This window comes from Sphingomonas sp. BL2 (genome assembly GCF_056680015.1).
The window spans coordinates 1,073,427-1,096,000 of sequence record NZ_CM155261.1; the positions used below are offsets into that span (position 1 = coordinate 1,073,427).

General features: G+C 67.0%; 27 protein-coding genes. 19 read left to right on the forward strand and 8 right to left on the reverse strand.

Features of this window, described 5'->3' with window-relative positions:
• Positions 1-277: 277 nt before the first annotated feature.
• From AC1ME3_RS04850 to AC1ME3_RS04935, 18 genes are all read left to right on the forward strand, one after another.
• Positions 278-1,591 carry a sigma-54 interaction domain-containing protein gene (locus AC1ME3_RS04850; RefSeq protein ID WP_480955080.1) on the forward strand — a complete coding sequence of 438 codons (1,314 nt, stop codon included), beginning with the start codon at positions 278-280 and terminating at the stop codon, positions 1,589-1,591.
• On the forward strand, positions 1,588-1,950 hold the full coding sequence (fliE, locus tag AC1ME3_RS04855) for a flagellar hook-basal body complex protein FliE (RefSeq protein ID WP_120299622.1): 363 nt from the start codon (positions 1,588-1,590) through the stop codon (positions 1,948-1,950). The genes AC1ME3_RS04850 and fliE overlap by 4 nt, the downstream gene beginning before the upstream one ends.
• 1 nt (position 1,951) lies before the next feature.
• On the forward strand, positions 1,952-3,616 hold the full coding sequence (gene fliF, locus AC1ME3_RS04860; RefSeq protein WP_480955081.1) for a flagellar basal-body MS-ring/collar protein FliF: 1,665 nt from the start codon (positions 1,952-1,954) through the stop codon (positions 3,614-3,616).
• Entirely contained in the window at positions 3,613-4,623 is a 1,011-nt protein-coding gene (fliG, locus tag AC1ME3_RS04865) for a flagellar motor switch protein FliG (protein ID WP_480955082.1), read from the forward strand. Before fliF ends, fliG begins: the two co-directional genes overlap by 4 nt.
• Complete coding sequence (locus AC1ME3_RS04870; RefSeq protein ID WP_480955083.1) at positions 4,616-5,353, forward strand: FliH/SctL family protein; 738 nt, start codon at positions 4,616-4,618, stop codon at positions 5,351-5,353. The genes fliG and AC1ME3_RS04870 overlap by 8 nt, the downstream gene beginning before the upstream one ends.
• Positions 5,347-6,672, forward strand: a complete 1,326-nt coding sequence (locus AC1ME3_RS04875; protein WP_480955084.1) for a FliI/YscN family ATPase — start codon at positions 5,347-5,349, stop codon at positions 6,670-6,672. The genes AC1ME3_RS04870 and AC1ME3_RS04875 overlap by 7 nt, the downstream gene beginning before the upstream one ends.
• A 1-nt stretch (position 6,673) precedes the next feature.
• On the forward strand, positions 6,674-7,099 hold the full coding sequence (locus AC1ME3_RS04880; RefSeq protein WP_480955085.1) for a hypothetical protein: 426 nt from the start codon (positions 6,674-6,676) through the stop codon (positions 7,097-7,099).
• A 33-nt stretch (positions 7,100-7,132) separates the two neighbouring features.
• The gene (locus tag AC1ME3_RS04885) at positions 7,133-8,272 is read left to right on the forward strand and encodes a flagellar hook-length control protein FliK (RefSeq protein WP_480955086.1); all 1,140 of its coding nucleotides are present in this window, start codon (positions 7,133-7,135) and stop codon (positions 8,270-8,272) included.
• Positions 8,273-8,291: 19 nt separating this feature from the next.
• Entirely contained in the window at positions 8,292-8,921 is a 630-nt protein-coding gene (locus AC1ME3_RS04890; protein WP_480955087.1) for a flagellar basal body-associated FliL family protein, read from the forward strand.
• Positions 8,922-8,924: 3 nt separating this feature from the next.
• Positions 8,925-9,887, forward strand: coding sequence for a flagellar motor switch protein FliM (locus tag AC1ME3_RS04895; protein WP_480955088.1), 963 nt, complete (start codon positions 8,925-8,927; stop codon positions 9,885-9,887).
• The gene (gene fliN, locus AC1ME3_RS04900; protein ID WP_055874438.1) at positions 9,884-10,186 is read left to right on the forward strand and encodes a flagellar motor switch protein FliN; all 303 of its coding nucleotides are present in this window, start codon (positions 9,884-9,886) and stop codon (positions 10,184-10,186) included. The genes AC1ME3_RS04895 and fliN overlap by 4 nt, the downstream gene beginning before the upstream one ends.
• Before the next feature lie 5 nt (positions 10,187-10,191).
• Entirely contained in the window at positions 10,192-10,446 is a 255-nt protein-coding gene (locus AC1ME3_RS04905; RefSeq protein WP_056054129.1) for a flagellar biosynthetic protein FliO, read from the forward strand.
• Positions 10,443-11,357 (forward strand): flagellar type III secretion system pore protein FliP, encoded by a 915-nt coding sequence (fliP, locus tag AC1ME3_RS04910; RefSeq protein WP_480955089.1) that lies wholly within the window; start codon positions 10,443-10,445, stop codon positions 11,355-11,357. Before AC1ME3_RS04905 ends, fliP begins: the two co-directional genes overlap by 4 nt.
• A gap of 4 nt (positions 11,358-11,361) precedes the next feature.
• Positions 11,362-11,631, forward strand: coding sequence for a flagellar biosynthesis protein FliQ (gene fliQ / locus AC1ME3_RS04915; protein ID WP_055874447.1), 270 nt, complete (start codon positions 11,362-11,364; stop codon positions 11,629-11,631).
• A gap of 127 nt (positions 11,632-11,758) precedes the next feature.
• Positions 11,759-12,532: a flagellar biosynthetic protein FliR gene (gene fliR, locus AC1ME3_RS04920; protein ID WP_480955090.1), complete on the forward strand. Its 774-nt coding sequence runs from the start codon at positions 11,759-11,761 to the stop codon at positions 12,530-12,532.
• Positions 12,532-13,674 carry a flagellar type III secretion system protein FlhB gene (gene flhB, locus AC1ME3_RS04925; RefSeq protein WP_480955091.1) on the forward strand — a complete coding sequence of 381 codons (1,143 nt, stop codon included), beginning with the start codon at positions 12,532-12,534 and terminating at the stop codon, positions 13,672-13,674. The genes fliR and flhB overlap by 1 nt, the downstream gene beginning before the upstream one ends.
• A gap of 57 nt (positions 13,675-13,731) precedes the next feature.
• Positions 13,732-15,300 carry a flagellar filament capping protein FliD gene (gene fliD, locus AC1ME3_RS04930; RefSeq protein WP_480955092.1) on the forward strand — a complete coding sequence of 523 codons (1,569 nt, stop codon included), beginning with the start codon at positions 13,732-13,734 and terminating at the stop codon, positions 15,298-15,300.
• Positions 15,300-15,698: a flagellar export chaperone FliS gene (locus tag AC1ME3_RS04935; protein ID WP_480955093.1), complete on the forward strand. Its 399-nt coding sequence runs from the start codon at positions 15,300-15,302 to the stop codon at positions 15,696-15,698. The genes fliD and AC1ME3_RS04935 overlap by 1 nt, the downstream gene beginning before the upstream one ends.
• A gap of 3 nt (positions 15,699-15,701) precedes the next feature.
• Here AC1ME3_RS04935 and AC1ME3_RS04940 read toward each other — a convergent pair whose 3' ends face one another.
• The 5 genes from AC1ME3_RS04940 to argH are packed head-to-tail and all read right to left on the reverse strand — an operon-like array spanning position 15,702 to position 20,317.
• On the reverse strand, positions 15,702-16,655 hold the full coding sequence (locus AC1ME3_RS04940; protein ID WP_480955094.1) for a CorA family divalent cation transporter: 954 nt from the start codon (positions 16,653-16,655) through the stop codon (positions 15,702-15,704).
• Positions 16,652-17,437 (reverse strand): precorrin-2 dehydrogenase/sirohydrochlorin ferrochelatase family protein, encoded by a 786-nt coding sequence (locus tag AC1ME3_RS04945; protein ID WP_480955095.1) that lies wholly within the window; start codon positions 17,435-17,437, stop codon positions 16,652-16,654. Before AC1ME3_RS04945 ends, AC1ME3_RS04940 begins: the two co-directional genes overlap by 4 nt.
• Positions 17,422-18,684: a diaminopimelate decarboxylase gene (lysA, locus tag AC1ME3_RS04950; protein ID WP_480955096.1), complete on the reverse strand. Its 1,263-nt coding sequence runs from the start codon at positions 18,682-18,684 to the stop codon at positions 17,422-17,424. The genes AC1ME3_RS04945 and lysA overlap by 16 nt, the downstream gene beginning before the upstream one ends.
• A gap of 11 nt (positions 18,685-18,695) precedes the next feature.
• Positions 18,696-18,938: a hypothetical protein gene (locus AC1ME3_RS04955; protein WP_056061645.1), complete on the reverse strand. Its 243-nt coding sequence runs from the start codon at positions 18,936-18,938 to the stop codon at positions 18,696-18,698.
• On the reverse strand, positions 18,935-20,317 hold the full coding sequence (argH, locus tag AC1ME3_RS04960; protein ID WP_480955762.1) for an argininosuccinate lyase: 1,383 nt from the start codon (positions 20,315-20,317) through the stop codon (positions 18,935-18,937). Before argH ends, AC1ME3_RS04955 begins: the two co-directional genes overlap by 4 nt.
• Positions 20,318-20,333: 16 nt before the next feature.
• Here argH and AC1ME3_RS04965 point away from each other — a divergent pair, with 16 nt between their 5' ends.
• Positions 20,334-20,963 (forward strand): TlpA family protein disulfide reductase, encoded by a 630-nt coding sequence (locus AC1ME3_RS04965; protein ID WP_480955097.1) that lies wholly within the window; start codon positions 20,334-20,336, stop codon positions 20,961-20,963.
• 193 nt (positions 20,964-21,156) lie between these two features.
• On the opposite strand, the gene AC1ME3_RS04970 is transcribed toward AC1ME3_RS04965, so the two are convergent.
• The 3 genes from AC1ME3_RS04970 to AC1ME3_RS04980 are packed head-to-tail and all read right to left on the reverse strand — an operon-like array spanning position 21,157 to position 22,561.
• Positions 21,157-21,654 carry a DUF427 domain-containing protein gene (locus AC1ME3_RS04970; RefSeq protein ID WP_480955098.1) on the reverse strand — a complete coding sequence of 166 codons (498 nt, stop codon included), beginning with the start codon at positions 21,652-21,654 and terminating at the stop codon, positions 21,157-21,159.
• Positions 21,651-22,013 carry a thiol-disulfide oxidoreductase DCC family protein gene (locus AC1ME3_RS04975; RefSeq protein ID WP_480955099.1) on the reverse strand — a complete coding sequence of 121 codons (363 nt, stop codon included), beginning with the start codon at positions 22,011-22,013 and terminating at the stop codon, positions 21,651-21,653. The genes AC1ME3_RS04970 and AC1ME3_RS04975 overlap by 4 nt, the downstream gene beginning before the upstream one ends.
• On the reverse strand, positions 22,010-22,561 hold the full coding sequence (locus tag AC1ME3_RS04980) for a TspO/MBR family protein (RefSeq protein WP_480955100.1): 552 nt from the start codon (positions 22,559-22,561) through the stop codon (positions 22,010-22,012). The genes AC1ME3_RS04975 and AC1ME3_RS04980 overlap by 4 nt, the downstream gene beginning before the upstream one ends.
• Positions 22,562-22,574 lie beyond the last annotated feature (13 nt).

Here is a 22,574-nt window from a genome sequence, read left to right on the forward strand (position 1 = left end):
GGTCTCCGTGTGTCCGGCTTCCCCGCCGCCCCCATGGCGAAGGGCCGAGCCGTCACAGTGGGTAACGGCCGCCCCGGACCGGACTTAAGCGAAAAAATGCAGCCTGGGTCGGGCCTCACACACGCCAGCGCGCGTGCTCGCGCGCGCGAATACGCGCACTCGCACACACGCATGTGTCCGCGGAGACGCGCCCGGAAATAATCTGCCGGGGCCGGCAGGGTTTAACCGCGCGTTTACCACCAATGCTGCATTCCCCGAATCGTTCAGGGGGAACTCCATGCGTTCTATTTTTCCATCGGCTGCAGTCACTTCGCGGAAATACGCGCTTGTTTCGTCATTGCGCGCACAAGGGTTCGGCGTGGGCTCGTTCGAGACTGCACAGCCCGGCGCGAACGACCTGTTCCTAGTCGCGGACGGCGAGGGTGTCACCGCGCCCGCGCGCACCGTGGTGATCGGCTGCGAAGGGCGTGAAGTGACGCCATCGCGTGATGGCTCCCCTGCACGGATCAGCTTCGCCGCAGAGGACACTGCGGTCGGCAACGGCTTCGCGCGCGCCCTGATCGGTGGCGCCGACATGCCGACCGCTGCCGACCCCGAATCGCTCGCGCTGCTCGCGCTTGCGGAACGCGTCGCCGCCGCCGACATCACCGTGCTGATCAACGGTCCGACCGGCACGGGCAAGGAGGTGCTCGCCCGCGCGATCCACAATGGCTCCGCGCGGAAAGACAAGCCTTTCATCGCGATCAACTGCGCCGCGCTCCCCGAATCGATGCTCGAGGCTCTGCTGTTCGGGCACCAGAAGGGTGCGTTCACCGGCGCATCGAGCGGTGGCGACGGGTTCTTCCGCGCGGCTAACGGCGGCACGATCCTGCTGGACGAGATCGCCGAGATGCCGCTCCAGTTGCAGGCAAAGCTGCTCCGCGTGTTGCAGGAGCGCGAGGTCGTGCCGCTCGGTGCTTCGGTGCCGCAGCCAATCGACGTACGCGTCATCGCCTGCGCGAACCGCGACCTTCACGCGGAAGTCGCCGCCGGGCGGTTCCGCGCCGATCTCTATTACCGTCTCGCCGTGTTCCCGCTCGCGACCAAGTCGCTGGCCGAGCGCCCGCAGGATATTCCCGCGCTCGCAGCGACGCTGATCCTGCGTCATGCCGGCAACCGCAACGTCATCCCCTGGCCGAGCCATGCGGCGATCGAGCAGCTGATGCTGCACGACTGGCCGGGCAACGTCCGCGAACTGGAGAACGTGATCCAGCGCGCGCTGCTGTTCTGCGGCGGCGATACGATCGAGGCGAACCACATCGTCTTCGACCGCCCGGTGACGATGACGTTCCAGCGTACCGCGGTGGTGACGCCGATCACGCCCATCACAGCGCCTGCGGAGCCAGAGACGCCCCCCGGGACCTTGGGCAACATCGTCCAGATGAGCGAGTTCGCGGCGATCCGCGAGACGCTCAAGGCGTGCAACGGCAGCCGCATCGAGACCGCCAAGCGCCTCGGCATTTCCGAACGCACGCTGCGCTACCGCCTCGCCAAGGCGCGCGAGCAGGGTGACGATATCGGCAACGTGCATAACTGGGCAGCTTCGGCATGAGCGGCGTATCCGGCATCGGTGGGGGCGCGATGAGCGTCGACCGGGTCATGGCGCTGCGCTCGCAGATCCTCGAACGCAACCAGGCGCTCTCGCGCGCTGGCGCCGCGGGGAACGTGGCGCCGACCGAGACGGTCAAGCCGACCAGCTTTGCCGATTCGATGGAAACCGCGCTGAAGAGCGTCAACGACGGCCAGACCCAGGCCGCCAAGCTCAGCGAAAGCTATGAGCGCGGCGAGACGGTCGACATCGCGAAAGTGATGCTCGCCCGCCAGCAGGCGTCGGTCGGGTTCGAGGCGACGTTGCAGGTCCGCAACAAGCTGCTGTCCGCCTACAAGGATATCATGAGCATGCCGGTCTGACATGAGCACCGCACTCATCCCCACATCCGGCGCGACCGAACGGTTCGCCAACCCCCTCCAGCAGATCAAGGGCGCGTTCGCGCAGCCTGCGGTCCGCCGTTCGCTGCCGATGGCGCTGATGGTCGGCTTGATCGCCGCCGCCGCGCTTGCGTGGATGAGCCTGTCGACGCCGACGCAGAAGACGCTGTTCAGCGGGCTACCTGATTCGGACAAGGCTGCGGTGACGTCCGCGCTGACGACCGCGAACATCAAGAGCCATATCGACGAAGGCACCGGCGCGCTGACCGTTGGCGAAGACGATTACAGCCGCGCGAAAATGCTGCTCGCGGGCCAGGGCCTGCCGAAAGCAGCGCCGGGTGGTTACGCAATCCTCGACCAGCTGCCGATGGGCGTTTCGCGCGCCGTCGAAGGCGAGCGCCTCCGCCAGGCGCGTGAATCCGAGATGGCGAAGTCGATCGAGGAGATCGACGCGGTCGCCGAGGCGCGCGTGCATCTGGCGATGCCCGAAGCGTCGGTGTTCGTGCGCGACAACGCCGCGCCGTCGGCGTCGGTGATCCTGAAGTTGCAGGGTGGCCGGTCGCTGAGCGATGCGCAGGTCAGCTCGATCATCAACCTCGTCGCCTCGTCGGTGCCGGGGATGAAGCCCGAGGCGGTGACGATCGTCGACCAGATGGGCGCTTTGCTCACCAAGGCCGGCGGCAACGACGGCGCAGGAGCCGCAAGCGACGCGCGGATCGATATCCAGCGCCGCGTCGAGGACAAGTATCGCACGCAGCTGATTGCGCTGCTGACGCCGTTGGTCGGCGCTGGCAATTTTACCGCCGAAGTCCAGGCCGACGTCAATCTCGACGAGAGCCAGGCGACGCGCGAAAGCTATGAAAAGCAGGGCGTGCTGCGCGCCGAGACGGGCAACTGGACCGGCAACCAGAAGGACGGCCCGGCTGCACCCGGCGGTATTCCCGGTGCGCTGAGCAACACGCCGCCCGCCGCGAGCACCTTGTCGACGCCGCAAGCCGCTAACGGCGCGACGGGCAGCGCTCAGCCGGTCGCCGGTGGCGCTGCGCCGGACGCGATGAAGCAGTCCGACCAGTATCAGCGCGCCTATGATCTCGGCCGCGAAGTGTCGGTCACGCGCGCCACGCCGGGCGGGGTCAAGCGCTTGTCTGTCGCCGTCCTCTTACGCGATCCCGACAAGGGCCGCCGCACCGCGATGGAGATCAACCAGATCAGCGATCTCGTGAAGAGTGCGGTCGGCTTCGACCAGGCGCGCAACGACAACGTCACGGTCATCAGCCGCAAGTTCGCCGGCGCCGATGCGTCCGCGACGAGCGGCCCGGCCTGGTACGACAATGCGTGGCTGCCGGTGCTCGCGCGCAACGGCACCGCGATCCTGATCGCGCTGCTGGTGCTGCTGCTCGGCGTTCGCCCGATCGCCAAGGCGCTGATGAAGAAGCGCGACGACGCCGGCACTCGCCCTGCGCTCGGCCAGCCAAGCGGCGCGGCGAGCGGCGACGGCATGGCGGTCGCCGCCCCCGTCAGCCTCGACCAGCTCGAGAACACGCGCGGCTATGACGACCGAATCGGCGCAGTCCGCGGCTTCACCCGCGACAATCCGACGCGCGCCGCGCTCGCCGTGCGCGACATGATCAAGGCCGACGCCAAGTGAGCGAGGCTGCAATCCGCACCTATACGGGCGTCGAGCGCGCCGCGGTGCTGATGATGCTCGTCGGCGAGGAGGAGGCGGCCGCCATCCTCCAGAAGCTCGAGCCCGAGGAAGTGCGCCAGCTCGGCGCGGCGATGTTCAAAGTCGCCGATGTCAGCGAGCAGGAGGTCGAGGACGTGCTCGACGATTTCGTCGGTCGCGCTCGCGAGCGCACCGCGATCGGCTTCGATCCGCGCCCTCAGATCGAGGCGGTGATGAACCGCGCGCTTGGGCCCGAGAAAGCCGAAAGCGTACTCGCGCGCATCACCCCCCCGGAAGCCGCGTGCGAACTCGAACTGCTCGACTGGCTCGACGCACCCGAGATCGCGGCGATGATCGAGAAGGAGCACCCGCAGATCGCCGCGGTGCTGATCGCCAATCTCGATGCGTCGATCGGCGGCCAAGTGCTTGAACTGCTGCCCGACGCGGTCCAGCCCGACATCCTCCACCGCATCGCGCGGCTGGGTCCGATCACGCCCGAGGCGGTCGAGACGCTGAAGACCGTGCTCGCCAACCGTACCACGGCCGCGCCCGGCTCGGTCGGCGTCACGCTCGGCGGCACGCGCGAGGCGGCCAAGATCCTGTCGGGCGCGCGGAAGGCGACCGAACAGCGCGTCATGCCGAAGCTGTTCAAGATCGACCGCGAAGTGGCGAAGGCGATCGAGGAGGCGATGTTCGTCTTCGACAATCTGCTCGCACTCGACGACAAGAATCTGGGCACGCTGATCCGCAACGTCGACAGCGAGATCCTGACCAAGTCGTTGAAGGGCGTCGATGAAACGATCCGCAACCGTTTCCTCGGCTGCATGTCTGCACGCGCGGCCGACGGCATCCGCGACGAGATGGAGGCACGCGGGCCGATGAAGCTCGCCGAAGTGCTCGAGGCGCAGAAGGCGATGATCGCGATCGCGCGCGGGCTTGCGAAGGACGGCACGATCCAGATGGGCGGGGGGGAAGACGATTATGTCTAACGGCTTTACCGCGGGCTTCGCGTCGCGCCACACGACGACGGCGAACGTCCTGGCGAGCGCATTTGCACCGCCATCCGGGTTTGCGGCTGCGGATATTCGAGAGCGGGCGACGGTGCGGCCCGCGAACTTCGCGTCGCCGAACTTCTCGTCGGAGCCGAGCACGCCACGCCACTTCAGCCCGGCGGACAAGGACGTGAACCCGACCGCCGGCTGGGATCCACTCGATCCGGTGAGTGAATCGTCGTTCATCGATCCGCTCGCCGACGCGCATGCCGCCGGCTATGCGGAAGGCCTCGCCGCTGCGGCCGCGGCCGCACAGGAGACGGCTGCACGCGACGGCGCGCTGCTCGGCGATCTTACCACCGCACTCGGCAACGACCGGATCGACCGCGACCGCGTTGCGGCGCAGCTCCGCCAGACGGTGTTGTTCCTCGTTTCGAAACTGGTTGGCGAAGTCGGCATCGCGCCCGACGTGCTGGCGGGCCGGATCGAGACCGCCGCCGAACTCCTGTCGGACTCCGCCGAGTCCGCGCTGCTCCGCGTCCACCCGGACGATGTCGAGCTGCTCGAAGGCCGCTTGCCGAAATCGATCTTCGCCGCCGGTGACCCCAACGTCGCGCGCGGCAGCTTCGTGCTCGAAAGCGCGTCGACGATCGTCGAGGACGGTCCGGAACTCTGGCTCGATCAACTCGCGCAGGCGATCGACCGCGTGCCGGTGCCCAAATGCTGAACCGCTTTACCGCCGACTATCTCGAAACCCTCTCCAACGCAGATTTCGTCGCCAAGCCAAAGGTCTCCGGCCGTCTCGCCTCGTTCGACGGGCTCCTCATGGAAGCGGTCGGCCTGACCCTCCCGGTCGGCACCGTCTGCCAGGTCGGCGAAGGCGCGGCGAGTGTCGAGGCCGAAGTCATCGGCTTCCGCAACGGCCGCACGTTGATGATGAACCTCGGCGGCCCCGCCGCCCTCCTTCCGCGCGCACCGGTCAAGCCGATCGGCGCGCCGGGTGAGGCCGAAGTCGGCGCAGCCATGCTCGGGCGCGTCGTCGACGGCGCCGGCAAGCCGATCGACGGGCTCGGCCCGATCCGCGGTGCCGGCCGCTGGCCGCTGGCCGGCAAGCTCCAGTCGCCGCTCGATCGTGGCCGCGTGCTCGAACCGCTCGACGTCGGCGTGCGCGCGATCAACGGCCTGCTGACGATCGGCCAGGGCCAGCGCGTCGGCATCATGGCCGGTTCGGGCGTCGGCAAGTCGGTGCTGCTCGGGATGATCGTCCGTGCCGCCCAAGCCGACGTGATCGTCATCGGCCTGATCGGCGAGCGCAGCCGCGAAGTCGCCGACTTCCTCGAAACCAAGGTCGCAGGCGCGGCGCGCAAACGCTCGGTCGTCGTCGCGGTCCCCGCCAACCACTCCCCGGTCCTCCGCATCCGCGGCGCACTCCGGGCCCACGCGATCGCCGAATCCTTCCGCGACGAAGGCAAGAAGGTCCTGCTGATCATGGACTCACTCACCCGCGTCGCCCACGCCGGTCGCGAGATAGGTCTCGCACTCGGCGAGCCTGCATCCGCGCGCGGCTATCCACCCAGCGCCATCGCGATGCTGCCGAACCTGATCGAGCGCGCTGGCGTCGACGTCCACACCGGCGGCTCGATCACCGCGATCTACACGGTGCTGGCGGACGGCGACGACGGCAACGATCCGGTGGTCGACTCCGCCCGCTCGATCCTCGACGGCCACATCGTCCTCAACCGCCACCTCGCCGAGCGCGGCGTCTATCCCGCGATCGATATCGGCCCGTCGGTTAGCCGCGTGATGACCGACATTGTGCCCGCGCACCATGCCAAGGCTGCGCGGACGCTCCGCCGCCATCTCGCCACCTACGAGGAAAACCGCGATCTCGTGCTGATGGGCGCCTACCGCCACGGTGCCGATCCGGCGATCGACGCCGCCATCGCGTGTCACCCCGCGGTCATGGAATATATCCGCCAGGACGCCGACGAGACCGTGTCGTTGAACGACGCGGTCGCCGAGCTGACCGGCGTGTTCGGCGGCTGACATGGCGGATGCCCGCAGCAAGACGCTGGCGCGCATCCACCGCGTCCGTACGCTCCAGCTCGGGCTGACCCGCGCAGACGAAGCGCGCGCGCATGACAAGTTCGCCAGCGAACAGGCGTTGTCGGGCCGCATCGCGCTGCTCGCCGAAGCCGTCGCGCCGGTGCACGAGACGCAGGTCTCCGTGTCGCTCGGCGCCGCCGCACATTATCGCGACCGCCTGCAACAATCCGCCAACGCCGCGGTCGAGCGCGTCCAGGCGGCTGGATATCATGTCGAACGCGCAGCGGAAGCAACCCGCGCCGCCAAGCGCGACCAGAGCGCGGTCGAGAAGCTGCTCGCGCGCGCCGACGCCGATGCGGTGCTGAAAGCGATCCGCGCGATGGAAGAGGCACCCGCCTTCCGGAAGGTTCGGCACGATCCTTGCTGAGTGTCGGGGAGAAGCCCGAACGCGAGTGCCCGAATGATCCAGACCGCGACCCTTTCCCGTACCGTTCCCCTCCATCCTCGCGCCTCTGCTGCGAAGAGTGGCGGCGAGTCGGGCGATTTCGCGGGCGCCTTCGAACAGGTCAGCGACGACGCGAAACCCGAACCTTTCGCCGCAGCGCCGGAAGACGAGCCCCGGCAGGACGACGCCGCGACCGGCAACGCCTTGCCGCTCCCGGATGTCGTGCCCGATGCCGCGTTCGTGTGGCAGCCGATCATTGCAGCCCCTGCCCCTGCCCCAGCCGTTTCGCTGCCCGCTGCACGCATCGCCGATGCATCCACCATTCAACCAACTAGCGTGCAGCGACCGACCTTCGCGCAATCGCAGCCGCAGGCCGCCACGCCCATTCCGATAGAGCCTCAACCGCCCCTGCCCTCCGCACCGCCCCAAGCCGGCGGTACACCCGCAACGCAGTTCGCCGCCGCGATCATGGCTGCGATGCCGCCCGTAAAGACGGCCGTGCAGACGCCGGTGGACACGCCGACCACCGACGCGCCGCGTTGGCCCACGCCCGATACGGCGTCCGTTACCCTCGCCGCCGTGCAACCCGACATCGCCCAGCCGCAACCCGGTACGGTCGCGTCGGCGGCGATGGTGTTCGGCGCCGCGATCCAGGCGGCAACCAGGAAGCGCGACGAGCCGGATACCCCCGCCGCCCCATCCGATACGCCACTGGCTCCGGTAGGCACGACTGCAACGCACGAGATCAAGGTCGCCGACGCGCAGCAGGCGCCACTCGACATGCGTCAGGAGCGATGGCCGCACGCGATGATCGAGCGGATCGAGATGCTCCGCGACGCCGCCGATGCGGTCGACACGCGCATTCGCCTCGTCCCCGACGCGCTCGGCGCGATCGACGTCTCGGTGAAGGCGGACGGCGACACGGTGCGGGTGCACTTCAATGCCGAACAGGCCGCGACGCGGACGTTGCTGGCGGACGCGCAGCCACGGCTCGCCGAACTCGCCGAGGCGCGCGGGTTGAAGCTCGCGCAAGGATCGCTCGGCGACAGCGGCGCGCAACAACAGCGCGCGCCCGCGGCTCCGCAAACCCCGAATCGCCCCGCGCCGGTCTCGACCGTGATCGCGGACACGCCCGACGACATCCGAATCGCTTGAACCGAAGGACCCTGAAATCATGAGCGACACAAAAGAAACGCCCGACGCCGCCCCGAAGAAAAAGGGCAAGATGAAGACGATCCTGATCGGCGGCGTCGCGCTGCTGGTACTGGTCGGCGGCGGCGTCGGCGCGGGCGTCTATGCGTCCAGTGCCGGGTTGATCGGCGGCGGCAGTCATGCCGCCGAAGCCGAGGACGGTAAGCCCAAGCTCGTCCCCAAAAGCGAGCAGAAGCACGCGACCGAGGGCGGCGAAGGCGGCGGTCACGGCGGCGAGGAAGCAGCCCCCGAAAACCATGGGATGAAGCCCCCCGCAGGGCAGGGCGGCGATAAATATGCCTCCACCTACTACCCGCTGGAGAAGGATTTCACCTCGAATCTCCAGGACTCGGTGCACTTCGTCCAGGTCGGCGTCGCGGTCTCCACGCCGTATGACGACACCGTCATTACCAACCTGAAGACCAACGATATCGCGGTCCGGTCTGCGATCCTGATGGCGCTCGGCGACACCACCGAGGAGCAGGTGATGAGCAGCGACGGCAAGCGCCAGCTGCAGGTCCGATTGGCGAAGGCGATCAACGATACGCTCAAGCAGAAGGAAGGATTCGGCGGCATCGGTAACGTTTACTTTACCAGTTTCGTCGTTCAGTGAGTCATGGTTAACGAGGCCTCAGCAAAGACGCGCGAGCGACGCGACCGGGACCGCTCCGGCGCGCCCAAGGACGGCGTGCTGCATCAGGGCGTGCTCGGCGGGACCAAGCTCAATCCGTTCGGCGACCTGCATTCGCTGCAGCATCTCTCCGCCCGGTTCGCGCGCGGTCTGCGCGGCGTGTTCGAGCCGTTGCTGCGCCAGGAGGTCCGCTGCTGGGCCGAGCCTTTGGTGGTCCAGCGCTTCACCGATTACCGCGCCGAACGCAGCGATGTGCTGACCGCGTGGCTGCCGCTGATCATGACGCCGGGGATGGCGCAGGCGTTGTGCATCATGGACGGCAAGTTCGTGCTCGAGATGCTCGACATGTTCTTCGGTGGCACTGGCGCCGCGCCGCACACGCTGCCGACCGAGTTCTCGCCCGCCGCCGAGGCGATGGTCGCACGGATCGGCCAGATGATCGCCGCGCCGCTCAAGACCGCGTGGGAGCCGATGGCGCGGTTCGACTTCCTGCCGACCCGCGTCGAGGTGAATCCGGCGATGATCGCCGATCTCGACGGCGAGGACGCGATGATCGTCACGCGCTTCGGCATCGCCGCGGGCGCCGCGAAGCCGGTGTTCCTCGATCTCGTCTACCCCGTCTCCGCGCTGAAGCCGCATGCGCCGTCGCTGACCGCGAAGGTCGTCGGCAAGTCGGCCGAGCCCGATCCGGCCTGGCGCACCGAGCTGACGCGCGCGGCGATGAACGTGCGCTTCCCGATCCGCTCGGTGCTCGCCGAGCCGGTCGTCAAGCTGACCATGCTGATGGACCTGAAGCCCGGCGACGTGATCCCGATCACCATCTCGGGCGACGTGCCGGTGATGGTCGGCAACAACCGGCTCGGCTGCGGCACGGTCGGCACATCGAACGGCTTCGCCGCCATCCAGCTCACCTCGATTACCAGTTTCGACGAAGGATTTGCAGCATGAACGACATGACCGGAGGCTTCCCCGTAGATGCTGCCGTCGCCGCCAATTTCCGGCTGCTCCAGGATGTCGACGTCAAGCTGACCGTCGAGATCGGCTCGACCAGCCTGACGCTTCGCGAGTTGCTAGCGCTGGGTGAATCCAGCGTGATTGAGCTCGATCGCCAGGCCAACGAACTGCTCGACGTGTTCGTCAACGGCACTTTGATCGGTCGCGGCGAAGTCGTCACGGTCGGCGAGCGCTTCGGCGTGCGGATGACCGAGCTCGTGTCGCCCGACAAATCACTCGTTGGGCGCGGCTGAACCCGATGCTCTGGACCTATATCCTCAAGCTCGTCATCCTGCTCCCGCTGGTGTGCGGACTGATGTTCGGCTGCCTGTACCTGTGGCGCAAGTTCGAGAGCCGGATCCCGGGCAAGCCCTCGACGCGGCTGATCGGCGTCAAGGAAACGATGATGATCTCGCCGGGCCTGCGCCTCGCGGTGATCGATTTCGAGGGCCGCCGGCTGCTCGTCTCGGTTGGCCGTGGCGGCGTGCACCTGATCGACAAGGTCGACGCATGAGCGCGGTCGCTCGTCCGACGGTGACGCGGAAAGGCTCGGGTCCTGCCTTGTTCGCCGCATCCTCCGCCAAGCCGTTTTCCCGCGTACGCGGGAATCCAGGATCCAAGCGCGCAAACGCATGGCTGTGGATAGGCCTCGCGGTCCTGCTCGCCCTCTTCCTCGCGATGCCCGCCTTCGCGCAAGGCGTCCCCGCCCCAACCAACCCCGCCGTCGGCGACGCGGTCGATCGCGCACTCGGCCAGCTCGGCGGCCAGGCCGCGGGCAATACCGGCCAGAGCGGCTCGCTGTCGCTCAGCCTGCAAGTCCTCATCATCATGGGGCTGCTCACGGTCCTGCCGGGCATCCTGCTGATGATGACCAGCTTCACGCGGATCATTATCGTGCTCGCGATCCTGCGTCAGGCGCTCGGGCTTCAGCAGACACCGCCGAACCAGGTGCTGCTCGGGCTGTCGCTGTTCCTCAGCTTCTTCATCATGGCGCCGACGATCAGCCAGATCAACACGACCGCGGTCCAGCCCTATGCCGCCGGACAGCTCGCGGGCACGCAGATGATAACGACCGCTGGCGTGCCACTGCATGCGTTCATGGTGAAGCAGACGCGGATCAAGGACGTCACGATGTTCGCACAGATCGCCAAGTCCGGCCCCTATGCGACGCCGACCGACATTCCGTTCTCGGTACTACTGCCGGCATTCGTGACGTCCGAGCTGAAGACCGCGTTCCAGATCGGCTTCCTGATCTTCCTGCCGTTCATCGTCATCGATCTCGTCGTCGCAACCGTGCTGATGTCGCTTGGCATGGCGATGCTGTCGCCGACGATCATATCGATGCCGTTCAAGTTGCTGCTGTTCGTGCTGGTCGACGGCTGGGCGCTGACGATGGGCAGCCTCGCCAACTCGTTCGCGACCTGAGAGCATGGACGCGCAATATTTCCTGACCGTCGCCAATCAGACGATGTGGGTGCTGGCGCTCGCCAGTGCGCCAATCCTGATCCCCGCGCTGCTCGCGGGGCTGATCCTCGGGATGATCCAGGCGGCGACGTCGATCAACGAGCAGACATTGTCGTTCGTGCCCAAGCTGGTGGTGGTGGCGGTGTCGATCCTGATCTTCGGGAGCTTGATCCTGGGGTTGCTCAGCGATTTCACGATTGGGATCTTCGAGCGTATTCCGGATCTCGTAAAATGAGCGCACTTGCTGCTCCCCTCCCGCTTGCGGGAGGGGTCGGGGGAGGGGCGTGCCTCATGGGCCGGACGCCAGTACGTACGTCGCGCCCTCCCCTGACCCCTCCCGCAAGCGGGAGGGGGATTTAGTCGTGTTGGGTTTTGGGCTCAGCATCGAGCCGCAGCTCTGGGCGCTCGTGTTCGTGATGATCCGCATCGGTGCGACGTTCATTGCAGCACCCGTGTTCGGGTCCGTCTCGGTGCCGCTGACCGTGCGCGTCACGCTGTCGGGCGCGATCGGGTTCCTCGTACTCGCGGCCCATCCGATCGTCCCGCCGCAGAACATCTTTGCCGTCTCCACCGTGCTTTCCGCGGCCGCCGAAGCGCTCGTCGGCCTCGCGCTCGGCTTCGTGCTCCAGATCGCGTTCGCTGCGCCGATGATCGCAGCCGAGGTGATCGGCGGCGCGATGGGGCTTGGTTTCGCGTCCTCGATCGATCCGCAGAACGGCAAGTCCTCTCCCGCGCTTGGCCAGTTCTTCTCGATCATGCTCACCCTGCTGTTCCTCTCGGTCGACGGCCACCTGATCCTGATCGACCTGCTGGTGAAGAGCTATGACGTGCTCCCCCCCGGCGCCGCGTGGATCGGCGTCGAGCGCCTCAAGGCGATCGCGTTCTTCGGTGGCTATGCGTTTCTCGCCGGCCTGCTGCTTGCGCTCCCGGTCGGCTTCCTGCTGCTCTGCCTCAACATCGTCGTCGGCATGCTGAGCCGCGCTGCGCCCTCGCTCAACCTGTTCGCGGTCGGCCTTCCCGCCAGCCTCGCGGTCGGCGTCGTCACGCTGGCGATCGCGTTCCCGACGATGGGCGACTATATGCTCGTGATCGTCCGCGAAGGCCTCGCCGCCACCGAAAACCTGGTGCTCGGCTGATGTCCGAGGATGGCGGCGAAAAGACAGAAGCACCAACCGCAAAGCGCAAGAAGGATGCGGTCGAGAAAGGCGACATCCTCAAGTCGCGCGATTTCGCCACCGCGCTGAGCATGCTCGCCGGCGTCGCCTGGCTGATCTACGCCGGCCCTACCCTGATCACCGCGTGCAAGGCGATCATGAGCTCGAGCTTCCAGTTCACGCATGCCGACGTCGAGGATTTCTCCCCCTGGCGCCCGCTGATGGAAGCCGGCGGCAAGCTCGCGCCGTCGCTCATCACGCTGTTCATCGTCAGCATCGGCGCTGCGATCCTGAGCCAGGCGGGGCTCGGCTCGCTCGGCTTCAACGGCGGCCTGCTCGCCCCCAAATACAGCCGCGTCGATCCCGCAGCCGGGCTGAAGCGCATCTTCGGTGCGAACGGCTGGATCGAACTTGGCAAGTCGTTGCTGAAGGTGATCCTGCTCGGCACGATCGGCGGCTGGATGCTGTGGAACGCCGCGCATTCCACGATGGGCCTCGCCTCGTCCGCAGATCTCAACCAGGCGCTGTCGACGCTTGGTGGAATCTTCAAGGGCATCCTGATCGCGATGGCGTTCGGGCTGTGTGCGATCGCCGGCATCGACCTGCCGATCCAGATCATCCGACGCCTGGGCAAGATGCGGATGTCGAAGCAGGAGGTGAAGGACGAGCACAAGTCGACCGAGGGGAACGGCGAGGCGAAGGGCCAGATGCGGGCCAAGATGCGCGCGATGGCGAGCGGCGGCTTGCGGAAATCGGTCGCGGAGGCGCATGTCGTGCTGACCAATCCGACGCACTTCGCGGTGGCGCTGCGCTATGATCGTGGCAAGGACCAAGTGCCGGTGGTGGTCGCCAAGGGTCGCGGTGCGACCGCGCTGGCGATCCGCGAGCTGGCTGGCGAAGGCCGCGTGCCGATCCTCGAATATCCGGTGCTGGCGCGCGCGGTGTATTATACTAGCAAGGAGGGCCAGGAAGTCCGCGACGACCTCTACACCGCGATCGCGACCGTGCTGGCGTTCGTGTTCGGGCTGAACGCCGCGGCTGGAGGGACCACGCCCGGAGTCCAGCCCTTCGTCACCGTGCCGAAGGATGCGCGGTTCGACGAAAACGGCATGAAGCAGGCCTAAACATTCGCGCCACGTGGCCGTTCTAACAGACGAGCGCGCACGTGCAGGGATTTCACGATGGTAACTTCGACCACCAGCACGACCGCCACACCGACACCCACAGCTACGCCCGCGAATGCGCAAAGCGTGGTCAAGTCGGCAACGCAGTCGCTGCTGACGTCGCTGAATGCCGGGTCGGGCATCGATACCGGTGCGCTCGTGCCGGCATTGGTGACGGCGCAGTTCGCCGCGAAGACCGCCGCGCTGACGGCGAAATCGACCGCACTTACCTCGCAGATTTCCGGGGTCAGCTCGCTGAAAAGCGCGATCACCACTTTCTCCAGCGCGCTCGACAGCCTCGTGAAGGGCGGCACGCTACAGACGCAGCCGACCAGTTCCGACACGAGTTCGATCTCGGCCACGGCGATCAGCGGCGCAAAGGTATCGGCATTGTCGTCGACGATCTCGGTCACGCGCCTCGCGACCGCTCAGGTCGCGGGGACCAAGGTCCCTATGGACCGCACGGCGGCACTTGGCATCGACGGCCTGACGTTGACGATCGGCACTAAATCCTTCCGCTACGAGGACGCCAAGGGCAATCCTACGACGGCCGACCAAGGTACGCCGGTATGGGACGGCATCGACCCGAAAAATGCGAAGTCGATCAGTATCTCCGTAAGTGCCAGCGACACCATGGATACGGTCGCGGCGGCGATCAACGCAACGAAGAGCGGCGTGACGGCATCGGTGGTGTCCGACGGCAAAGGCGGCGCCTTCCTCTCGGTCAAGGGTGCAACCGGCGATGCGCAGGCGTTCACGCTGAAAGGCGTTGCCAAGGATTCAACGGGATCCGCGGCAGACGGCATGAAACCGGCCCCCGTGATAGACATCGGCCCTGGCGCCGCCAATACCCAAATCACGAGCAGCGCGCTGAACGCGCAGCTGACTGTCGACGGCATTCCCGTCGAGCGATCGAGCAACATGATCAGCGATCTGGTCGATGGCGTGAAGCTTCAGCTCGGCGGGGTATCGAAGGCGCCCGTCACGCTGTCGAGTACGCCGCCGACCGATGGCTTGACGCAGGCGGTCAACGACTTGGTCGAGACCTACAACCAGATCCTTGCGATCATCAACGAGCAGACCGATCCGGTGACGGGCGTATTGCGCGCCGATCCCGCCGCGGCATCGCTGTTGCGGTCGCTCAAGGCGTTGACGCTGAAGCCGCTGGCGACCGGGGTGGGACCGGGCGTCCCGACCACGCTCGCCGAGATCGGCGTAGCGACCAACCGCGACGGTACGCTGCGTGTCGATACCGCCCAACTCGCGAAGCAGATCAACGCCAACCCAGCCGGAATCGAGACGATGTTTGCACCCTCGACCAGCAATCCGGCCGGGCTGTCCGTAGTTCTGGGCGCGTTGGCAAAGAATGCGACGAGCACGACTACCGGCCTCGGCGCATCGACCGCGCGCTATACCGCGGCGCAAAGTGATGTCGCCAAGGAGCAGGACAAGATCACCGCGCAGGCTGATCAGCTGACGACGCGGCTGACCCAGCAATATGCGAGCATGAACTCCCGCGTGTCGGCGTATAAGTCGACGCAGACCTTCCTCACCAACCAGATCGCAGCGTGGAACAAGAGCGACTGATGGCCTACGCTTCCACCCTCGCGCGCGACCCGTTCGCCACCTATCGCCAGATCGATGCCGTCGGCCGCACTGCGACCGCCGACGGCCCGGCGCTGGTGCAACTGCTCTACAAGGAACTGGTCGCAGCCCTGCGTGCGGCCGGCTGGGCTTGTGAAAACCGCAAGTTCGGGATTAAAAGCGAGCGCGTCACGCGGGCGACCGCGATCCTGTTCGCGCTGGAGGCCGGACTCGATTTCGAGAATGGCGGTCAGGTGTCGGAGACGCTCTCGCGGCTCTATGGCGGCGCGCGGAAGACCATCGTCAACGCTTCGATCGGCCATGACCCGAGACCGTTTCGCGACGCTGCCGATATGCTGGACGAGATCGCGCAGGCGTGGCGGACCGCCAGCGCCGCGTAAACGCTACCGCTTGAACCAGTGTCGCATGGAGAAATAGGCCACGACACCGACCGCGATCAGCACGCAGGCTCCGGCGATCGCATCGAACGCCCACGGTTCCTCGGCATAGGGCAGGCCCTTCACGTTCATGCCGTACAGCCCGGTCAGGAACGTCAGCGGCAGGAACACCATCGCCGCGATCGAGATGATCAGCGAGCGGTTGTCGATCTGCTCGGCGCGCAGGTCGGTCAACGTCTCGTGGACCAGCGCCGAGCGCTCGCGGATCGACTCCAGTTCCTCCGCCATCCGCGCCGCGCGATCCGCCGCTGCCGAGAGATGCAGTCGATCATCGTCCGCCAGCCAGTCGCCGGGTAGCGCGGCCAGCTTCTCCAGCGCCGCGCGTTGCGGACTGAGGAAGCGTTTGTAGCCGATCGCCGCGACGCGCACCTTGCTGACCGTGCGGCGCAATTCGAATACGCGGTTGGCGTCGAGTTGCTCCTCGCAATCGTCGAGTTCGTCACCGAGTTGCGCGACGTCGGGGTCGAGGTCGGCAGTGATCGCGGTCGCGAACGCGGCGATCAGGTCGCCAGGATCGCGAATCTCACCACGCTCGACCATCTTCTCCACCTCGGCGACCGCGATCAACGGCTTCCGTGTGACCGAATACACACGGCCCCTCACTGCCCAGATCCGCACCGACGCGAGCATGTCGGACGTATCGAGTTCCTCCTTCGATCGCCCACGCAAGTTGAGGAACGCACCGTCGCCGACCGCCTCGCAGCGCGGTCGTGTCTCGGTCGCGGTCAGCGCGTCGACGACATAGTCGAGCAGCTTTGCCTCGTCGCGGAGCCATGTCTGCGCATGCTCGGCAGTGGTCGACAAATGCACCCAGACGAGGTCGGTGGTATAATCGAGTGCCTCCTTGACGTCGACACGCGTTGCCTCCCCATCGACGATCCGGAACGCAAAACCGCTCACAAGGCCATCTCGACTTCGACTGACAGGCCGGTGCCGGGATCGGCGGGCATCGCCTTGCACAGCCGCGCGGCATCGGCGCGCGCACGGTCGAGGATCGCCGCGGGTACGTCGGGGCCGTGATAGACCCGGTCGGCGCTGGCGAGCGCGCGAGCCTGGCGGAGCGTCAGATCCTCGGGATCATCGGAAAGCAGAACGAGCGTTATCGCCACGTCGCGCTTTGCAGCGGGCTCGGCTGTTGGGCCCAACCATGCGTCGACATCATGCGTCGGCGACAGCGGGTCGAGCATACCGCCCGCCCCCATCGCCGTGGCGAGTGCCCGGCGACGCTCCCCCATGTCGGGCCAGCGCTTCCGCAACGCGCCGCGCGCCGTCTGCAACGCCAGCGCGAGCTTGCCGAGATCGGCGGGGACCAGTGCCTCCAGTCGCTGGCGCAACGCCGCCGCCAGCCCGGCCGACACACCGCTCGTGCCGATCGCGATCAGCACCGGGGCGCGATCGACGATGGCGGGCAGCGTAAAGTCGCACAACGCGGAACGATCGACCGCGTTGACGAGGATGCCGCGCGCCTTCAACCGCGCGACCGCCGCCAGTGCCTCGTCCTCGTCGTCGATCGCGACGATCGCGAGCGACGCCGAAGCATCCTCGCCGACGACGTCCGCGCCCGCGCGATCGAGCAACCGCCGCTTCGCATCCGCCGCCTCGCCCTCGCCCAGCAGGATCACTGGGCGACCCGCCAGCCTCACGAACAGCGGCAGGCTCTGGAGTATCACCGCTTGAGCCATTCCGGCACGCGTTCGGCGGCCAGGATCGTCTCCGGGTGGATGCGGTCGGCGACCACCGCGAACCGGTCGCCATCGACCAGCACTTCGGGGACCAAAGCGCGGCTGTTGTAGGTCGACGCCATCGTCGCGCCGTACGCGCCCGCAGTGCGGAAGATGCCGAGATCGCCCGACTTCACGGCGTCTATGTCGCGGCCCATCGCGAAGGTGTCGCCGGTCTCGCACACCGGCCCGGCGATGTTGGCGGTCATCCGATCGCCGCTCGGCTCGACCGCAACGAAATCGTGATACGCGTCGTACATCGCGACGCGCGCGAGGTCGTTCATCGCAGCGTCGACGATGACGTACGGGTTCACAACGCCGGGCTTTACCCAGATCACCTCGGTCAGCAGCACGCCGGCATTGCCCGCGATCACGCGACCTGGCTCGAACATCAGTTCGACATCCCAGTCGGCGGTCGCGCGCGCGACCATCGCGCCATAGTCGGCCGGGCTCGGCAGTACGTCGCCAGGCTTGTACGGTACGCCGAGACCGCCGCCGAGATCGACGCGGCTGATGGTGTGACCCGCCGCGCGAAGTTCCGCGACCAGCTCGCCGATCCGCGCATAGGCGGCCTCCAGCGGCGCGAGATCGGCCAGTTGGCTGCCGATGTGGATCGCGACACCGCGCAGGTCGAGCCCGTCATGCTTCGACAGGCGGTCGAACATCGCCACAGCCTGGTCGATCGCGACGCCGAACTTGTTCTCCTTGCGCCCGGTCGATATCTTTGCGTGCGTGCCGGCGTCCACGTCGGGGTTCACGCGCAGCACCGCCGGCGCGCGTTCACCGCGCGCGTGGGCGAGCGCGGCAAGGACTTCGCCCTCCTCTTCCAGCTCCAGATTGAACTGGCCGATCCCCGCATCGAGCGCCTGCGCCAGTTCGCGCCGCGTCTTGCCGACGCCCGAGAACACGATGTCCGACGCAGGAATACCCGCCGCCAGCGCGCGCTGCATCTCGCCCGCGGAAACGACGTCGGCGCCGTATCCCTCGTCGGCCAGCACGCGCAGCACCGCGACGTTGGGGTTCGCCTTGATCGCATAGGCCAGGTGAACGCGCCCGGCGCCCTTCAGTGCGTCGCGGAACACCTGTGCGTGGCGGCGGAAGGTGGCGGTCGAATAGACGTAGACGGGCGTGCCGACGGCCTCGGCGATCGCCGGCAGGGCGACGTCCTCGGCGTGCATGACACCGTCACGATAGGCGAAATGATCCATGGTTCAGATCTTCAATTCGGCGGCGGCAGGTCGAACTCGTCGCTGCGACGCGGCTGGGACGTGGTGAGCAGCTCGTCACTGCGCTGAGGGCGTTGCTGCGTCGTGGGGGTCAGCAACTGCTCGGGAGTCGGCGGCGTTTTCGCACCGTAAGGCGCGATCGGGAGCGTCTTTCCCTCGGCCGGGACGAGCCCGTCCGCGGCGCCGCAGCCCGATAGGGCGAGTGCCAATCCCACGATGCCAAAAAGCCGTTTCATGCCGTCTCTCCCCCAGCTGTCTCGGCACGCGCTGCACGGATCGCAGCGCGCACATTGTCCGGCGCCGTGCCGCCGAAGCTGGTCCGGCTGGCGACCGACGCGTCGACCGAGAGCATGCCGTACACGCGTTCGTCGATCCGTGCATCGATTGCCTTCAGGTCCTCGATCGGCAGCGCGTCGAGCGCGACCTTGCGCTCCTCCGCCAGCTTCACCGCACGCCCGGTGACATGATGCGCCTCGCGGAACGGCAGCCCGGCCTCGCGCACCAGCCAGTCTGCGAGATCGGTCGCGGTCGCGAAGCCGCTCTCGGCCAGCCCGCGCATCCGATCGGTGCGGAACGTCGCGCTCTCGACCATGCCGGTCATCGCCGCGATCGACAGCGCGAGCAGGTCGTGCGCCTCGAACACCGGCGGCTTGTCGTCCTGCATGTCCTTCGAATAGGCGAGCGGCAGGCCCTTCATCGTCACCATCAGCGCGGTCATGCAGCCGAGGATCCGCCCGGCATGCCCGCGCACCAGCTCGGCGGCGTCGGGATTGCGCTTCTGCGGCATGATCGAGCTGCCGGTCGACCATTGGTCGCTGAGAGCGACGAAGCCGAACGGCTGCGACGCCCACAGCACGAACTCCTCGGCAAGCCGCGACAGATGGAGCGAAGTCTGCGTCGCGGCGGTGAGATACTCGATCGCGAAATCGCGGTCGCTTACGCCGTCGAGCGAGTTGGTCATCGGCCCGTCGAACCCGAGCGCCTCGGCGGTCATCGCGCGGTCGATCGGGAAGCCCGTGCCCGCCAGCGCAGCCGACCCCAGCGGCGAGCGGTTCATCCTAGCGCGGGCATCGGCGAACCGCCCGACGTCACGCGAGATCATCGCGTGATACGCCATCAGATGATGCCCGAGCGTCACCGGCTGCGCGGACTGAAGGTGCGTAAAGCCCGGCATAACGCTCGCCGCATGCTCTTCCGCCCGCGCAAGCAACGCCGCCTGGAACTCGGCGAGCGCCGCCAGCGCCTGGTCGATCGCATCGCGCACCCACAATCGGAAATCGGTCGCGACCTGATCGTTGCGCGAGCGTGCGGTGTGCAGCCGCCCGGCGACAGGACCGATCGCATCGGCCAGCCGCGCCTCGGTCTGCATGTGGATATCCTCGAGGACCAGATCCTCCTCGACGCCGTGCTCGGCATAATGCGCCGCCACCGTGTCGAGGCCCGCCGAGATCGTCGCCGCGTCATCGGCCGAAACGATGCCCCGCTTACCGAGCATCGCGACATGCGCCTTCGATCCGGCAATATCCTGCTGCCAGAGGCGCTTGTCGAAGGGAATGGAGGCGTTTATCTCGCGCATGACCGCTGCCGGCCCTTCGGCGAACCGCCCGCCCCACATCGAATTGGAACCGTCCATGTTTTCGCGTCCTGTGTTCAATTCGCGCCCCATCATCTGTTTCGTCGGGATGGGCCTGCTGGTCGCCGGCTGCGATAGGAAATCACCCGCGCCGGAGCAAGCAAACGTCGTCACCGCGAACACCGTGTCAGCCGACGAGGTCGCGTCCGGCCCCACGCCCGACGAAGCCACCGGCCCTGCCGCCAGCACCGAAAAGCTCGACCGCAGCCACAAGGGCGAGACCGGCCCGACGGTCGCCTTCACCGCGCCCGATGGCAAGTCCGTCATGCTCGCCTCGTTCAAGGGCAAGCCGTTGCTGCTCAACATGTGGGCGACCTGGTGCGCGCCGTGCGTAGCGGAAATGCCGACGCTCGATGCCGCTGCCAAATCGATGGAGGGCAAGGTTCAGGTGATCGCGGTCAGCCAGGACATGCAGGGCGCGGAGAAGGTGACGCCGTTCTTCGCCGAAAAGAAGTTCTCGACGCTGAAGCCGTATCTCGATCCGAAGCTCGGTCTCAGCCTCGCCTATCAGGCGAACCTGCCGACCACGATCCTGTACGATTCGACGGGCAAGGAAGTGTGGCGGATGACCGGCGGCTATGAATGGAACACGCCCGCCGCCGCAAAGCTGATCGCCGAGGCATCGTAACGCGTCGATCTGGCTCGGGGATCTTCAACAGGGTGTGCCGACCCGCCTTGGTGACGAGCCAAAGGTTGATGGCGAGCCGGCACACCCCTCTAACGCGTCCGGCTATGCCAAAGGTGTAAACAACATCGAAATGCGATGAACCGAGTAACGCCCATACTGGAGGGTGAGCGCATTCGGGTCGTCGCGCGGCGACCTACCAGTAGCGGCTACCGGGCACGCCCTTGAACGGTCCGGCGAGATCGGCGGTGATCCAGCCGCCGTAAAACTCGCCGGGCTGTGGGATGACGCGTTCACCATCGACGAAGCACCCGTCGAACGGGCCTGCGTAGAACGCTATGTGGTCGCGCAGGCCGGCAAACGCAGCGGTCGGCGACGGATAGCTCCAGGCGACATCGCGAAGGACATCGCCCGCGATCTCGACATCGTAATAGACTGCGTTGCCCTTCCATTCGCAGAAGGATTGCCGCGTGGAACGCCGGAGCGCCGACATCAGGATGTCGGAGGGCGGGATATAATAGCTCGGCGGATGGCTGGTCTCGATCGTGCGGACGCTGTGCCGTGTGTCGGCGAGCGTCACCCCGCGGTGCTCGATCAGGACATGACGATCGCTGCGTTGCGCGATCGCCGGACGCGGATAATCCCAGACGCTTTCCTGGCCCGGTCGCGCGGTATCGGGAACGACCGGCCTCATGCGGTGCGATCCACCTTCCGGGCGAACGACTGCAAGCGAGGTCGGACGTGGAGAAACGCCCGATACACTCGCTCTAGCCCAGTCAGGACGACCGGGTTGCGCGCTGCCAGCCCCAGCGGTCGCAGCAGCGGGATGGCGCGCCACATCGCTGCGAAAGCCGCGGCGCCGGACAGCATCCGGTCCCCTTCGCGCGCATGAAACCGCGCCAGCATCGCAGCTCGATCGATCGGGCAGCTCGTCTCGCCGTCGCTGGCATCGACGAAATCTATGGCGCCACGTCGATCGAGACGGCGCATCAGCGCGATCTCGCGTCGGCACAGCGGACATCCGCCATCATGCCAGACCGTCAGGCGAGTCATGCCTTGTCCGGGCCGTCGGACCGGTTCCGCTCCCAGATGCGCTCGGCAAGCAGGGTCGCGAAACCGAGCCAGGCTACGAACGGGACCGCAGTGGCCGCCGCGGTACGATCGACCTTGGCCGCGGCCGCGACATAGCCGGCACCGCTGGCGATCATCGCACCCGACGCGACCGCGCTGGGGCCGAGTGCCTTGCGACGGAAGAACAATTCGGTCCAGCCGCCGACCATCCCCGTATTCAGCAGCCAAAGTCCGACCGCCAAGTTGCGCGGCGCGTCGGCGGGGCGGCGCAACAACCGATAGCCGCCGACCGCGAGGCCAGTCTCCAGAACCGGCCATACCGCGCCGAACGCGGCGTCGGGCGGCGTGTAGGCTGGCTTGTCGAGCCGCTTGTACCAGCGTCGAATACCGGGGTGCGACGGATCGGGCGCGTTGCGGCGCCCGAGCACCGCGCTCGCGCCGAGCACCGCCACGACCACCGCCAGCGCAGCTGGACGGGACAGGCCACCGCCACGCTCATCCGTGATCGTATCGCTTGGTTTCTGGGTCATGCTCGCCGTCCTC

Coding starts and splice junctions, on each gene's coding strand:
- AC1ME3_RS04850 (WP_480955080.1), top strand. CDS start 278: ATGCGTTCTATTTTTCCATCGGCTGCAGTCACTTCGCGGAAATACGCG.
- fliE (WP_120299622.1), top strand. CDS start 1,588: ATGAGCGGCGTATCCGGCATCGGTGGGGGCGCGATGAGCGTCGACCGG.
- fliF (WP_480955081.1), top strand. CDS start 1,952: ATGAGCACCGCACTCATCCCCACATCCGGCGCGACCGAACGGTTCGCC.
- AC1ME3_RS04870 (WP_480955083.1), top strand. CDS start 4,616: ATGTCTAACGGCTTTACCGCGGGCTTCGCGTCGCGCCACACGACGACG.
- AC1ME3_RS04875 (WP_480955084.1), top strand. CDS start 5,347: ATGCTGAACCGCTTTACCGCCGACTATCTCGAAACCCTCTCCAACGCA.
- AC1ME3_RS04880 (WP_480955085.1), top strand. CDS start 6,674: ATGGCGGATGCCCGCAGCAAGACGCTGGCGCGCATCCACCGCGTCCGT.
- AC1ME3_RS04885 (WP_480955086.1), top strand. CDS start 7,133: ATGATCCAGACCGCGACCCTTTCCCGTACCGTTCCCCTCCATCCTCGC.
- AC1ME3_RS04890 (WP_480955087.1), top strand. CDS start 8,292: ATGAGCGACACAAAAGAAACGCCCGACGCCGCCCCGAAGAAAAAGGGC.
- AC1ME3_RS04895 (WP_480955088.1), top strand. CDS start 8,925: ATGGTTAACGAGGCCTCAGCAAAGACGCGCGAGCGACGCGACCGGGAC.
- fliN (WP_055874438.1), top strand. CDS start 9,884: ATGAACGACATGACCGGAGGCTTCCCCGTAGATGCTGCCGTCGCCGCC.
- AC1ME3_RS04905 (WP_056054129.1), top strand. CDS start 10,192: ATGCTCTGGACCTATATCCTCAAGCTCGTCATCCTGCTCCCGCTGGTG.
- fliP (WP_480955089.1), top strand. CDS start 10,443: ATGAGCGCGGTCGCTCGTCCGACGGTGACGCGGAAAGGCTCGGGTCCT.
- fliQ (WP_055874447.1), top strand. CDS start 11,362: ATGGACGCGCAATATTTCCTGACCGTCGCCAATCAGACGATGTGGGTG.
- flhB (WP_480955091.1), top strand. CDS start 12,532: ATGTCCGAGGATGGCGGCGAAAAGACAGAAGCACCAACCGCAAAGCGC.
- fliD (WP_480955092.1), top strand. CDS start 13,732: ATGGTAACTTCGACCACCAGCACGACCGCCACACCGACACCCACAGCT.
- AC1ME3_RS04935 (WP_480955093.1), top strand. CDS start 15,300: ATGGCCTACGCTTCCACCCTCGCGCGCGACCCGTTCGCCACCTATCGC.
- AC1ME3_RS04945 (WP_480955095.1), bottom strand. CDS start 17,437: ATGGCTCAAGCGGTGATACTCCAGAGCCTGCCGCTGTTCGTGAGGCTG.
- lysA (WP_480955096.1), bottom strand. CDS start 18,684: ATGGATCATTTCGCCTATCGTGACGGTGTCATGCACGCCGAGGACGTC.
- AC1ME3_RS04955 (WP_056061645.1), bottom strand. CDS start 18,938: ATGAAACGGCTTTTTGGCATCGTGGGATTGGCACTCGCCCTATCGGGC.
- argH (WP_480955762.1), bottom strand. CDS start 20,317: ATGTGGGGCGGGCGGTTCGCCGAAGGGCCGGCAGCGGTCATGCGCGAG.
- AC1ME3_RS04965 (WP_480955097.1), top strand. CDS start 20,334: ATGTTTTCGCGTCCTGTGTTCAATTCGCGCCCCATCATCTGTTTCGTC.
- AC1ME3_RS04970 (WP_480955098.1), bottom strand. CDS start 21,654: ATGAGGCCGGTCGTTCCCGATACCGCGCGACCGGGCCAGGAAAGCGTC.
- AC1ME3_RS04975 (WP_480955099.1), bottom strand. CDS start 22,013: ATGACTCGCCTGACGGTCTGGCATGATGGCGGATGTCCGCTGTGCCGA.
- AC1ME3_RS04980 (WP_480955100.1), bottom strand. CDS start 22,561: ATGACCCAGAAACCAAGCGATACGATCACGGATGAGCGTGGCGGTGGC.